General features: G+C 72.6%; 9 protein-coding genes. 4 read left to right on the top strand and 5 right to left on the bottom strand.

What is annotated here, in order from left to right:
- Nucleotide 1 precedes the first annotated feature (1 nt).
- A complete protein-coding gene (locus ADK54_RS40435; protein WP_053730855.1) occupies nt 2–1,135 on the bottom strand; it encodes a sensor histidine kinase in 1,134 nt (377 codons plus the stop codon).
- A 13-nt stretch (nt 1,136–1,148) separates the two neighbouring features.
- On the bottom strand, nt 1,149–1,802 hold the full coding sequence (locus tag ADK54_RS40430; RefSeq protein ID WP_053730871.1) for a response regulator transcription factor: 654 nt from the start codon (nt 1,800–1,802) through the stop codon (nt 1,149–1,151).
- A gap of 155 nt (nt 1,803–1,957) precedes the next feature.
- On the opposite strand from ADK54_RS40430, the gene metG reads away from it, so the two are divergent.
- The 4 genes from metG (at nt 1,958) to ADK54_RS40410 (ending at nt 7,247) form a co-directional block, all read left to right on the top strand.
- Nucleotides 1,958–3,541 carry a methionine--tRNA ligase gene (gene metG, locus ADK54_RS40425; RefSeq protein WP_053730854.1) on the top strand — a complete coding sequence of 528 codons (1,584 nt, stop codon included), beginning with the start codon at nt 1,958–1,960 and terminating at the stop codon, nt 3,539–3,541.
- A gap of 228 nt (nt 3,542–3,769) precedes the next feature.
- Nucleotides 3,770–4,447, top strand: a complete 678-nt coding sequence (locus ADK54_RS40420; protein ID WP_053730853.1) for a helix-turn-helix transcriptional regulator — start codon at nt 3,770–3,772, stop codon at nt 4,445–4,447.
- 92 nt (nt 4,448–4,539) lie between these two features.
- Nucleotides 4,540–5,262 (top strand): DUF4255 domain-containing protein, encoded by a 723-nt coding sequence (locus ADK54_RS40415; RefSeq protein ID WP_053730852.1) that lies wholly within the window; start codon nt 4,540–4,542, stop codon nt 5,260–5,262.
- The gene (locus ADK54_RS40410; protein WP_053730851.1) at nt 5,259–7,247 is read left to right on the top strand and encodes an ATP-binding protein; all 1,989 of its coding nucleotides are present in this window, start codon (nt 5,259–5,261) and stop codon (nt 7,245–7,247) included. The genes ADK54_RS40415 and ADK54_RS40410 overlap by 4 nt, the downstream gene beginning before the upstream one ends.
- 487 nt (nt 7,248–7,734) lie before the next feature.
- On the opposite strand, the gene ADK54_RS40405 is transcribed toward ADK54_RS40410, so the two are convergent.
- The 3 genes from ADK54_RS40405 to ADK54_RS40395 all read right to left on the bottom strand — a co-directional run.
- Entirely contained in the window at nt 7,735–9,168 is a 1,434-nt protein-coding gene (locus tag ADK54_RS40405) for a hypothetical protein (protein WP_159048041.1), read from the bottom strand.
- 229 nt (nt 9,169–9,397) lie between these two features.
- A complete protein-coding gene (locus tag ADK54_RS40400) occupies nt 9,398–10,981 on the bottom strand; it encodes a peptidoglycan-binding domain-containing protein (RefSeq protein WP_053730849.1) in 1,584 nt (527 codons plus the stop codon).
- A gap of 26 nt (nt 10,982–11,007) precedes the next feature.
- Nucleotides 11,008–13,246, bottom strand: a 2,239-nt coding sequence (locus tag ADK54_RS40395; protein ID WP_053730848.1) for an ATP-binding protein, incomplete at its 5' end; no start/stop codon positions are given.

Here is a 13,246-nt window from a genome sequence, read left to right as displayed (position 1 = left end):
CCTAACCTCTAGTACGCGTAGTACGCGGCCGAGCCGCCTTCGGCAGCGAGACGGTCACGGCCAGCCCGCCCTCGGCGCCGGGCTCCGCCGTGGCCGTTCCGCCGTGCGCCACCGCGATGGAGCGCACGATGGACAGGCCCAGGCCCGCCCCCCGGCCCATCCGGTCGCGGCCCTCGCCCCGCCGGAAGGGCTCGAACAGGGCTGGGATGTCGTCCTCGGCGACCACGGGCCCGGCGGGGTTGGTCACCACGAGCCGGCCGCCGTACACGGTGACCTCCACCACCGCGCCCGGTTCGTTGTAGGTGACCGCGTTGGCGAGGAGGTTCGCGGTCAGGCGGGCGAGCAGTGCCCGGTTGCCCCGCACCACAGCGGGAGCCGCGTCCACCTTGACCGTGTCGTAGCGCGCCGCCTCCTCCCGTACGACCTCCGCGAGGTCCACCTCCTCGCGCTGCTCCAGGCCCCGCTCGCTGCGGGCCAGCATCAGAAGCCCCTCGATGAGCTGCTCGCTGCGCCGGTTGTTGTCGAGCAGGGTGCTGCGGGTGCGCTCGATGTCGGCGGGGCCCGGCTCGCCGTCGAGGCCGATCTGGATCGCGGCGCGCTGGGTGGCGAGCGGGGTGCGCAGTTCGTGCGAGGCGTTGGCGATGAAGCGGCGCTGGCTGTCGAAGGCGGCTTCGAGCCGGCCGAGGAGGTCGTCGATCGTGTCGCCGAGTTCTTTCAGCTCGTCGTCGGGTCCGGCGGCACCCACCCTCTCGTGCAGATTGCTCGCCGTCAGCTTGCGGGCCCGTGCCGTCATGACGTGTACGGGACGAAGCAGGCGGCCCGCGGTCCACCAGCCCACCACGACCGCGAGCAGCGCGATCGCGACCAGCGCGAGGGTGGACCACAGGGCGGTCTGGCTGGAGGCGGCCTCGCTGACGTCGGAGGTGACCCGGTAGACGGTGAGCGGCTCCAGCGGCGTGGTGCGGCCCTTGTAGGCGGACACGCCGGGCACCTGGAGGGTGGTCGCTCTGGTCGCGATCGCGGTCGCCTGCTCTTCGGTGCCGGCCCGCGAGAGCAGGTTGACGACGGCGAGGAGCGCCGCGCCGAGCACCAGGAAGACCCCGCCGAAGATCAGCGCTATACGGGTCCTGATCACCGGGCCGGGCCCCTCATAGCGCGTACCCCACGCCCTGGACGGTACGGATCAGCGGGGGCTCGCCGAGCTTTCCTCGCAGCTTGCTCATGGCGACGCGTACGGCCCCCGTGAAGGGGTCCGCGTTGGCGTCCCAGGCGCGCTCCAGGAGCTCCTCGGCGGAGACGGTCGCGCCGTCGGCCTCCAGGAGGATCTGGAGCACCGCGAACTCCTTGGGCGAGAGGTCGAGCTCCTGGCCGTCGCGGTGCGCGGTGCGCCGCACGGTGTCCAGGCGCAGCCCGTGCCGTTCCAGGACCGGCGGGACCGGGCGGGCGCTGCGGCGCCGCAGCGCCCGCACCCGTGAGACCAGCTCGGGGAACTCGAAGGGCTTGCCCAGGTAGTCGTCCGCGCCCAGGTCCAGGCCCTCGACCCGGTCCTCCATGGAGGCGGACGCGGTCAGCATGAGGATGCGGGTGCGGGAGGCGTCCGCGACCAGGCGGCGGGCCACCTCGTCGCCGTGCACGCGCGGCAGGTCCCGGTCGAGCACCACCACGTCGTAGTCGTGCAGCCCCAGGTACGCGAGGGCCGCGTCCCCGCTGTAGACCGTGTCCACGGCGAAGCCGGCCCGCCGCAGCCCGGTGGCGACGAGCTCGGCGAGGACCTCCTCGTCCTCGGCGACCAGTACCCGCATGTTCTCGTCCTTCGTGCGCACGTGCCCCCTTCCGTCCCAGGATGCGTCCTTGCTACGACAACGGGTGTTTCGCAAACCTCTCCGCGGCGTCGAAGGCGTCCGCCATCCGGACATCCCGGGCGGGCAGGGATGCGACGGCCGATAGGATTCCGCGCATGCCTTCGCCGACGTACTACGTTTCGACGCCCATCTACTACGTCAACGATGCCCCGCACCTGGGCCACGCCTACACCACCGTCGCCGGTGACGTGCTCACCCGCTGGCACCGCCAGCGCGGCGAGAAGGTCTGGTACCTGACGGGCACGGACGAGCACGGCCAGAAGATCATGCGCACGGCCGAGGCGAACGGCGTCACCCCGCAGGAGTGGTGCGACAAGCTCGTCGGCGAGGCGTGGCAGCCTCTGTGGGAGCACCTGAACATCGCCAACGACGACTTCATCCGCACCACCCAGAAGCGGCACACCGACCGGGTGCAGGAGTTCGTCCAGGACCTGTACGACAAGGGCGAGATCTACAAGGGCGGCTACGAGGGCCCGTACTGCGTGGGCTGCGAGGAGTACAAGCTCCCCGGCGACCTGATCAAGGCCGAGGACGGCAGCACCGAGCTGTGCGCCATCCACAAGAAGCCGGTGGAGCTCCTCAAGGAGGAGAACTACTTCTTCAAGCTCAGCGAGTACGGTCCGAGGCTGCTTGAGTTCTACGAGGCGAACCCGGGCTTCATCCAGCCCGAGTCGGCCCGCAACGAGGTGCTCAACTTCGTGCGGAAGGGCCTCCAGGACCTGTCCATCTCGCGGTCGACCTTCGACTGGGGCGTGCCGGTGCCGTGGGACACCGAGCACGTGATCTACGTGTGGGTGGACGCGCTGCTCAACTACGCGACGGCCGTCGGGTACGGCGCCGACCAGGCCCGGTTCGAGGAGATCTTCCCGGCCGACGTGCACCTCGTCGGCAAGGACATCCTGCGCTTCCACGCGATCATCTGGCCCGCGATGCTGATGGCCAACGGCCTTCCGGTGCCGGGCCGGGTGGCCGCCAACGGCTGGCTGATGGTCGGCGGCGAGAAGATGTCGAAGTCCAACCTGACCGGCATCAAGCCGCAGGACCTGACCTCGCACTTCGGCGTGGACGCCTACCGCTGGTACTTCCTGCGGGCCATCGCCTTCGGCCAGGACGGCTCGTTCTCCTGGGAGGACTTCACCGCCCGCTACACCTCCGAACTCGCCAACGACTACGGCAACTTGGCGTCCCGGGTTGCCGCGATGGTCGGCAAGTACTTCGGTGGCGAGCTGCCCGCCGCCATCGCCGACGGCGACGCCGAGAAGGCCGTCCACGACGGTCTGGCGAGGGCCGCGGCCGAGGCCGATCGGCGCATCGGTGACGAACTCGACTTCCAGGGCGGCATCCTGGCCGTCTTCGACTTCGTCAAGCAGGTCAACGGCTATCTCACGGAGCAGGAGCCGTGGAAGGTCGCCAAGGACGAGTCCGTCGAGGGCAGGGCCCGCCTCGCGACGATCCTGTACACGGCGGCCGAGTCGCTGCGCGGGGTCGCCGTCCTGCTCAACTCCGTGATGCCGGACACCTCGCAGAAGCTGTGGGACTCGCTCGGCGCGGAGGCCCCGCTGGGCTCGCTCGCCGAACAGCGCGTCCAGGACGCGGGCACGTGGGGCGCGCTGCCCGCCGGCGCGAAGGTCACCAAGGGCGCGGTCCTCTTCCCGCGCCTTGAGGAGAAGCCCGCGTAGGCGGTGAGGTGCGTACGTTGAGGCGCCTGCGGTGAGGCGCGTGCGGTGAAGTACGTTCGGTGCGGGGCCCGGGGTCTGGTGATCCCGGGCCCCGCACCTCTTTTCCTGACGACTTCGATCCTTCGTGGCCGGATTGGTGGCTCATTCAACGGTTGTTGATTCGCTGTTGATCGGGCCCGACCAGAGTGGGCCGGTCGATACGCACGGGGAGAGGGAAAGGACAGGGAAATGCCATTGCTCGCGAATCGTGTCACGGTGACCGTTCACGCCTCCGATCCGCTGAGCCGGGCAGGGGTCATCAGCCACCTGCAGCATCAGCCCACCGTCGAAGTCCTGCGCGACGCCCGGGAGACCCGCGAGACGGACGGCCGCCCGGCCGACCCCGCGGTCGCCGTCATGCTCGTCGACCAGGTCGACGACTCGGCCTCCGCGGAACTGCGCCGCGTCGTGCGCGGCGGCGAGCAGCGCGTGGTGCTCATAGCCCGCGAACTGCGCGAACCCGATCTGCTGACCGTCGTCGAATACGGAGTGCGCGCCATCCTGTGGCGCCATCAGGCCACCGAACAGCGCCTGTTGAAGGCCGTGCACAGCGCGGCGCGCGGCGAGGGCGAACTGCCGCCGGACCTGATCAGCCGGCTCCTCGTGCAGGTCGGCCGGCTGCGCCGCTCGGAGACCACCTCCGCCTCCGCCGGATCCTCCTCGACCGCGCCGCTGTTCGGCATGGCGCCCCGCGAGGTCGACGTCCTCCGCCTGGTCGCCGAGGGCCTGGACACCCGGCAGATCTCCGAGAAGCTCGCCTACTCGGAGCGGACCGTCAAGAACATCCTGCACGCCCTCATGACCCGCCTTCAGCTCACCAACCGCGCACACGCCGTGGCGTACGCGCTGCGCGAGGGATACATCTAGCCGGTCCGGGTCCAACTGTCGGCCCTGACCGCTCAACCGCCGCCGCTGCGATCTGACTTCGGCGGCATCCGATGACTCGGGAAATTGGCTCCATGATCCACGAAATCGACGAGGCGCTGCGGCGCATCCTGCGCGGCGGGGCGCTGCCCGAGGGAACGGGGGAGGTCGTCTTCGAGGCGCCCACCCGCGACTGGGCGGCCCGGCGCAACACCCCCACCCTGAACGCCTACCTGTACGACATCCGCGAGGACGTGGCCCGCCGCGAGCGCGGCTCGTACGCGGAACGGGACGCCAACGGCATCGTCCTGCGCCGCCGCCAGCCGCCCCGCTGGTACCGCCTCTCCTACCTCCTGACGGCGTGGACCAGTCGCCCCGAGGACGAACACCGGCTGCTTTCGGGTGCGTTGGCGTGTCTGCTGCCGCACGAGATGCTGCCGGACGAGTACGTGCCGCAGGCGCTCGACGCGTACAACGTGACCCTGCCGCTGACGGTCGCCGTGCCGCCGGCCGAGTCGCGCTCGCTGGCCGACATCTGGTCGGCGCTCGGCGGCGAGCTGAAGCCCTCGCTCGACGTGGTGATCACGACGCCGTTCCCGGTCACGCCGGTGTACGACGTGGCGCCGCCGGTCACCGAGGGCGTGGTCACCGTCCGGGGCCGGGAAGGGGTGCCGAACGACGCGAAGCCGCGGTACATGCGGGGCTCGCGGAGCGGGGGCGTGCTGGATGCCGACTCGCAGGACGGCAGCGCGCAGGACGGTGCCGCCCCTGCCGGCGGCGCACGCAAGGGCGCCTCGCGGGACGGTGGCGCCCGGTGAACGAGGCCGCTCGCGCCCTGCTGTTCCGCCTCGACCAGCTGCGGACCACGGTCGCGGCACTGGTGGCGGCCCGTTCCGCCGACGACCCGACGGCGCATGACCCGCTGCGCGGCCTGTACGTCTCGGCGGAGACGGCGGCCCGCCTCGCCAGCGCGGACGGCATGCCCGAACAACTCCCTTCCACCAATGGGTCGTTCACTCCTGAGCCAGGGGATCGACTTCGCGCATTGGCGCGGGACTTCGGGCTCGGCCCGGTCGACGAACTGCTTCTCGTCGCGGCGCTCGCCCCGGACGTGGACCGGCGTTTCGAGCCGCTGTACGGCTACCTCAACGACGACGTGGGCCGCCGCAGGGCCTCGGTCGCGCTCGCCCTGGAACTCGCCGGGACCGGACCGTACGACCCCGACGCGCGCGGCCGGCTCCATCCGGCGGCGCCGCTGATCACCGGCGGCCTGGTGGTCCTGGAGGACGAGGACCGGCCGCTGCCGGGGCGGGCCCTGCGGGTCCCGGAGCGGGTGGTGGCCCATCTGTTGGGCGACGACACCCTGGACGGCCACCTCATGGACGCGCGCGTCGAGTTGCTCGCGCCGGGCGGCAGCGCCCCGGGAGAGGGCCTCGCGGCACGGATCGCCCTCGCGCCGGGCCCGGTCGCCGTCCATCTGCGCGAGCGCAGGGCGGGGAGCGGGGCGGACGCGGTGACCGCGGCCCTGCGCGGCACGGGGCGGGCCGTGCTGCGCCACCGCCCCGAGCAGGCCGACCGGCTGTCGGCCCGGGCGTTGCTGCGCGAGGCGAGGCTGCGCGGGTCGGGCACGGCGATCGTGGTCGAGCTCCCGCATTCCGAACCAGGGCCACTGGTAAGGGAGTTGGCGGCTCCGGACGTGACCGTGGTGTTCGCCGGGACCGAGCCGTACGACCCCACCTGGGCGCCGGGCGCGGCGCTGCTCGCCCTGGAGGACACGACCGCCGAGACCGACCCGCTGACCGCCTGGAACGAGGAACTTCCCTCGTACGAGGGCGACTTGGCGGAGGCGGTCGGGCCCTACCGACTCGGCGCCGGGCAGGTGCGGCGGGCCGCCCGCGGGGCCCTTGCCCTGGCCGGGTTCGAAGGGGTGCCGGTGGGCCTCGGCCACGTACAGACGAGCGCCCGGCAGCTGTCGGCGCCGCTGCTCGACCGGCATGCGCGCCAGGTCAGGCCCGCCGTCGGGTTCGCGGACCTCGTCCTGCCCGAGGAGCCGCTCGGGATGCTGCACGAGCTCGCGGGACGGGCCAGGCACCGGGACCGGGTGCTCGGGGAGTGGCGGCTGCGTACCGGCGGCGGTCGCGGGCGGGGCGTGGTCGCGCTGTTCGCGGGGGACTCCGGCACGGGCAAGACGCTGGCTGCCGAGGTCGTGGCGGGCGAGCTGGGCCTGGACCTGTACGTGGTGGACCTGTCGTCGGTGGTCGACAAATACGTGGGTGAAACCGAGAAGAACTTGGAGAAGATCTTCGTCGAGGCGGACCGGACCGACTCGGTGCTGCTGTTCGACGAGGCGGACGCGGTGTTCGGCAAGCGGTCGGAGGTGAAGAGCTCGCACGACCGGTACGCGAACCTGGAGAGTGCGTATCTGTTGCAGCGGCTTGAGGCGTTCGACGGGATCGCCGTACTCACGACGAACCTGCGGGCGAACATCGACGAGGCGTTCACGCGCCGGCTCGACCTGGTGGTCGACTTCCCGTTCCCGGACGTCGCGCTGCGCGCGGTGCTGTGGCGGAGCTGCCTGGCGGGGGTGCCGCAGGAGGAGGGGTTGGGGGTTGAACTCGACGCGTGTGCGAAGGAGTTCGAGCTGGCCGGGGGTTCGATTCGGTCGGCTGCGGTGACTGCCGGGTATCTAGCGGCGGGCCGGGGTTCTCCGGTGACCGCGGAGGATGTCCGTGCCGGGGCGCGGCGGGAGTACGTGAAGTCGGGGCGGCTTGTGCCGGGGGTGGGGGGGGCTTGGGCGCCGTAGCCCTCCGGGGGTGCGGGGCCTTCGGTCTGCGGGCCGTGCGTGGCTGCTCGCGCCCACGCGGCGGAGCCGCACAATGTCACAGCCCCGCGCCCCTTGCAGGGTCAATCCTGGCGGGGTGCGATGCGAACTCCCCCGGGCCTGCGACGCCCGTCAGCCTGCGGACCGTGCGTGGTTGCTCGCGCAGTTCCCCGCGCCCCTAAGCGGGATCGGCCTTGGCGGGGTGCGATGCGGCCCCCTGGGCTGCGCCCCCGAACCCCTGCGACGCCCGTCGCCCTGCGGACCGTGCGTAGTTGCTCACGCCCATCGGCGGAGCCGCACAATGTCACAGCCCCGCGCCCCTAACAGGACTGGTGCCGGCCAGTCCTGGCATCTTCAGCCCGTCATGGGGTCCCCCCTGGCCCTTGAGGCCTTGGGGGAGATTGAGGACGAGCGCCCTTCAGGCGCGAACGGGGTCTGGGGCGGAGCCCCAGGCATTGGCCCGGCCGGGCTATTGGAGGATCTTCCAGCGCTGCTGGTCGGCCGGGAGGGCTCCGCAGGGGCGGACCTCGGCCACCTGGAGGTTCTTCCGGTCGTTCGGCGTCAGATCCGACAGGCACCAGTTGTCGTCCCGGCTCACAAGCCGCACAAAACCGTCACCGCCGCTGATCGGCTGGATCGACCACTTCTGGTTGGCGGTCATCGACCCGTTGGACAGGCTCGCGTCGCCGCCCGACGCGCCCCACATCTGGACCTGGTTGCCCTCCCGGGTGTTGTCCGCGACAGCCCACGGCTCGGACCACGAGGTGAAGGCGAACTCGTTGTTGGGCAGCGGGTGCACGTGCCAGAACTGGTCCCAGGGGGGCGTGTTGAAGCTCGTCGGCGCCGCGTAGACGTACCGGCCCTCCGCCTTCTGGTCGGTCGCCGTGACGAGGAGGTATCCGAGCCCGGACTGGATCCGCACCTGCTTGTTCGGGTCGTACTTGGGCGGCTTGGGAGCGCTGTCCCCACCACCGCCGCCTCCGCTGCCGCCGCCACCGGGGTCCTTCGGCTTCGGCTGGTCGGCGGCGGGCGGGGGCGGGGCCGGCGCGGAAGGAGGCGGCGGCTGCTTCGAGGGGGCCGGCGGGGCCGACGGCAGCGGCGTGTTGGAGCCCTGCGGAAGCGGCTCCTCCTTGGTGGGCGCCTTCTCGGAGGCCTGGCTCTTGACGCCCACGTCGTGCTGGAACCAGATCAGCGCGAAGGCGACGGCCGCCGCCACCAGGACCGAACCGACCGCGAGCACCCAGCGCGGGAACACCGACGGCTGCACATAGGTGCCGCGCAGCTCCTGCGGGGCGGGGTCGCCCGACCTCAACACCGAGATGTTGAACTGGTGTTGGCGTATCCCGCCGAACCAGCTGACGTTCGCTGAGGTGAGCTGCACTTCGGCGAATCCGGCCCGGCCCGGGTCGACCTGGACCGCGGTGGGGTTGGCCTCGACGGTGACGGCGTCGGCGTTGTCCCGGGTCGAGAAGGAGGCGGTCAGCGGCTGGTTGCCCAGGTTGTCGACGGCCACCCGGCCCTTGGCCCTGCGCCGGCCCTTCACGGTGCGCGGGACCAGCTCGGCGCGCATCTCGGCGAACGGGCTGATGGTGAGCCGGCCCTCGACGACGTCGGCCTCGCCCGGATGCTCGCGCGGATCGACCCGGATGCCGAACGGGCTCTGGCCCGCCACCGCGTCCGGAGTGCGCGGCGGCGCGAAGGTGACCTCGGCGGTGCCCTCCGTCCCGGGATAGAGGCGCAGCACCGTCGGCTCGACGCTCGCCCACCCGGCGGCGTCCCCGACCGGCGAGAGCCGGTACTCCTCGACGGTGTCGCCCGTATTGCGCACCCGCAGCCGTACGACGGCGCTGTCACCGGGGGCAACGGTGGTGGCGGGGGGCTCCAGGGCAGTCCACATACTCACCCCCCGAGTTAATTCCGGCGGGGATCGAAGTACAGGGACGGAAGGGGCAGTTCCGGGGGCAGGACCCGCTGCCCGAGCGGCCATCCTCCCCGGTCGGGCGGCCCCGGCGGGGGGCCTGCCCGAGGATTGAACCCGGGCGGTTGCGGGGGAACAACCGCCCGGGAGTCTGTGGATGCGAGCAGCCTGTCAGGCCGCGATCAGCAGCGCCTAACGCCCGCTAACGCCCCCGCTAACGGCCCGGCTTGCCGCGGTCCTTGACGTCGCCGCCGATCAGCCAGTTGATGGTCTGCTGGTCGGCGACACCGGTCGCCTTGAGGCCGACGTTCGCCTGGTAGTCCTTGATCGCCTGCGCGAGGCCCGCGTCCGACTTCGTCGGATAGCCGTTCTTCTGGCCCGCCTTGAAGTACTCGATGCCCTTCAGGGCGTAGCCGCGGTCGCGATTGAGATCCGCGTCGGAGATCGTGGACTGGTTGGCCCACCACAGCGCCGCCGCCAGCCTCGTGACCTCGTAGTTGTTCGAGCCGCCCTTGACGTTCTCCGCGCGGATGCCCTGCGCCCACATCGAGGTGAGGGTGGCCCGGCCGAGGGTGCCCGGCTTCTTGTCGGTCGCCGTCAGCTGCATGCTGCTCTTCTTGTCCCGCATGACGTGCGCCTGATAGCAGGCCAGGGAGGTCTGGGTGGGCTTGTCGATGATCCCGGCGGTCCAGCCGGGCTTCAGCATGCACTCGTTGTCGTTGCCGAGGGTGGCCAGGCGGTACTGCGCGAACGTGACGATGTCGTCCGGCTTGTAGCCCATGTCCCAGACCGGGCCCTGGGGCGCGTTCGGCGCGGGCTTGGCCTGCTTCGGCGGGGGCGGCACGACGGGCGGCCCGCTGCCGAGCTCCGAGGCATCCGCGTCACCGCCGCCTCCACCACCGCCGCCGGCACCGCCCGAGCCGTCACCGGCCGGGTTCGGCGCGTTCACCGGGGGCGGCGGCGGTGCGGACGCAGGCGCCGCGGGCAGCGGGGACTCGGCGCCCTGCGGCACCGGCTGCGCGCTGGACCCGGCCTGCAGTTCGCCCGACGCAGTGTTGACCTTGGGCTGGAAGGCCAGCCACAGCACCACGAACGCGACGGCCGCCGTGACCATCGCGCTGCCCACGACCATCAGCCAGCGCGGCAGCACCGGACGCTGGTCGAAGATGCCGATGAGTTCGAGACCGGTGTCGTCACCGGAGCGGCGCACCGCGACCGTGATGCGGTGCTGCTCGGGCCTGCCCGTCCAACGGACGTGCTGCGGGCGGACGTTGAGCTTCGCGAACGCGGCACGGCCCGGCGCGATCTGCACCGAGTTCGGCGCCATGTCGTAGGTGAGCCGGTTGGTCTCGTCGCGCAGGGTCAGTGACGCCGTGAGCGGGGTGTTGCCGAGGTTGTCGACAGCCACCGAGGCCCGTCCGCGGAACCGGCCCACCAGGCTCGGCGGCAGCAGTTCGGCGCGCACTTCGGTGAAGGGCGCGACCGTGACCTGCCCTTCGAGCACGTCCCGCAGGTCGGGGTGCTCGCGGGGCTCCACGCGGATGCCGTACGCGGCCGGGCCCGCCAGGGCGTCGGACGAGCGGGGCGGCGCGAAGGAGATCTCCGCGGTGCCCTCGCTGCCGGGGTAGAGGCGCAGGGTGTCGGGTTCCACGCGGGCCCAGCCCGCCGGGGTGCCGACCACCGAGAGGCGGTATTCCTCGACCGTGTCCCCGGTGTTGCGTACCCGCAGCCGTGCGGTGGCCCGCCCACCGGGATCGACGGCGACGGCGGCCGGGTCCAGAGACGTCCACATGGTCATGATCGAAGGCTAGGGGGCGCGCCGGGCTACCCCCTGCCCAAAAGGCTCTGGCAGAGGGCAGCCCTGGCTGCACTCGGAGCCCCGTCGGCCGGGCTGTCCGGCGGGCCGGTCGGCTGCCTCGCCGTCGGGGGCGCGGTCCACAGGAGCGACGTCAGCTCGTCGGCCTCCGCCGCGCCGCGCGCGCTGAGCAGCCGGTGCGCGGTGCGCAGCGAGGCCAGCGCGGAGAGCGCCGGTGTCTCGCCGAGCGTGAGCAGCGCCCGGCCGCGTGCCGCGAGCGCGAGGCCGCGGCAGAACGGGTCGCCGAGGTCGCCCTCGATGGACAGCGCCTGCGTCGCACAGGCCGCGGCCTCCCCGGGCCGCTCCCGGGCCAGCGCGCAGTGCGCGAGCCGCGCCCAGGCGAGCGCCTCCCAGCGCAGGTCGCCGACCCACTGGTGGTGCTGGCGCGACTCCCGCAGATGGGCTGCGGCCCGTACCGGACGGCCGCCCGCGAGCAGGGCGCAGCCGATCTGGTACAGCACGTGCCCGAGCGTACCCCGGTCGCCCAACTCCCTTGCCGTGCGCAGTACTTCATCGGCCGCGGACTCGGCGCGCTCCTTGTGGCCGAGCAGCATGTGGGCGCGTACGACATGGGCGAGGACACGCACCGCGTCACCCCGGCTCTCCAGCTCGACGAAGCGCGCGTACGCCTGCTCGAACAGGGGCAGCGCCTCGGCGGGGCGGCCCATCGCGGCCAGGATCATGGCAAGTTCGTGCGCGGCCTCCGACTCGGTGAGCGGATCGCTCGCAAGCGCCGCGAACCGCAGCGCCTGGCGCAGGGTGCGTTCGATGCGCCGGTAGGTGTCGGCGCCCTGCTGCGGTACGGCGGCGATCAGGCGCAGCGCGCGGCCCGCCGAGCGGGAGTCGCCGTGGCAGTGCGCCACGGACAGGGCGAGGCGGGCCGGGCCGCCCAGTTCGCGGCGCCGCGCGGTGCCGAGGACGAGGTGGGCCCAGCCGGTCAGGAGGTCGACGGCGGGCCGCACCGCCGCCGCCCCCAGGTCCTCCCAGGGGCCCTTGCCGAGCGCCTGCTCGGCGGTGGCCCGGATCAGCTGGTGCGACTCCTGGAGCCAGGCCCGGGCCGCCTCGGCGTCGGCCGGCCGGTACCCGGGCGCCTGCGGCGCGTACAGCAGATCGGGTACGCCGCTGAGCGGGCGCAGCCGGCGGATGGCGTTGCGGACGGTGGCCAGGACGTGGTCGAGCAGCCTGCGCTGGGCGGCGGGCCGCTCGGCCGCGTCCGGCGAGTCGTCGAGAACGCGGCGGGCGAAGATCCGTACGAGGTCGTGGAAGCGGTAGCGGTCGACTCCGCAGGCCTCGATGAGACCGGCGTCGACCAGCGCCTCCAGGGCGTCCTCGGCCGTGTACTCGTCGACGCCGAGCAGCGCGGCCGCGGTGGCCCGGCCGAAGACGGGCACGGCGGCGGCCGACGCCAGGCGGAAGGCGCGGGCGGCGGCCGCGTCCAGGCCTTCGTAGCTGAGCCGGAAGGCGGCGTCCACGCCGAGGCCGTCGGCCTCCAGCTCGTCCAGGCGGTGCCGCTCGTCGCGCAGCCGGGCCGTCAGGTCGGCCAGGGCCCAGTCGGAGCGGGCGGTGAGGCGGGCGGCGGCGATGCGCACGGCGAGCGGCAACCTGCCGCAGGCGGCGACGAGTTGGCGGGCCGCTTCCGGCTCGGCCTGTACGCGCTCGCCGCCCACGATCGTCTCCAGCATGGCCAGCGCGTCCTGCTCGGTCATCGCCTCCACGTCGAGGAGGCGGGCGCCGGGGAGGCCGACGATGCGGGTGCGGCTGGTGACCAGGACCGCGCTGCCCGGGGTGCCGGGCAGGAGGGGGCGGATCTGGGCGGTGTCGTGGGCGTTGTCCAGGAGGACGAGTACGCGTTTGCCCGCGAGCAGGGAGCGGTAGAGCGCTCCGCGCTGGCCGGCGTCGTCGGGAATCGCACCCTCGGGTACGCCCATCGCTCGGAGCAGGTGGGTCAGGACGTCCGCGCTGTCCGCGGGGTCCGGGTCGTTGCCACGGAGGTCGGCGTAGAGCTGGCCGTCGGGGAAGGATCTGCGGGTGCGGTGGGCGGCGGTTATGGCCAGGGCGGTTTTGCCTGCGCCGCCCAGACCGGTGAGGACGGCCACGCCCATGGCCTGGGCGTCTCCGGCCTCCCGCAGGAGGGTGGTCAGCTCCTTCAGCGGGGCTGCTCTGCCCGTGAAGTCGCCTATGGGAGGCGGGAGTTGGGCGGGGCGGGCG

The organism is Streptomyces sp. WM6378, from assembly GCF_001279695.1.
GTDB lineage: Bacteria > Actinomycetota > Actinomycetes > Streptomycetales > Streptomycetaceae > Streptomyces.
Note: the sequence above shows the minus strand (reverse complement) of the source record. Positions and strands in the feature narration are given on the sequence as shown.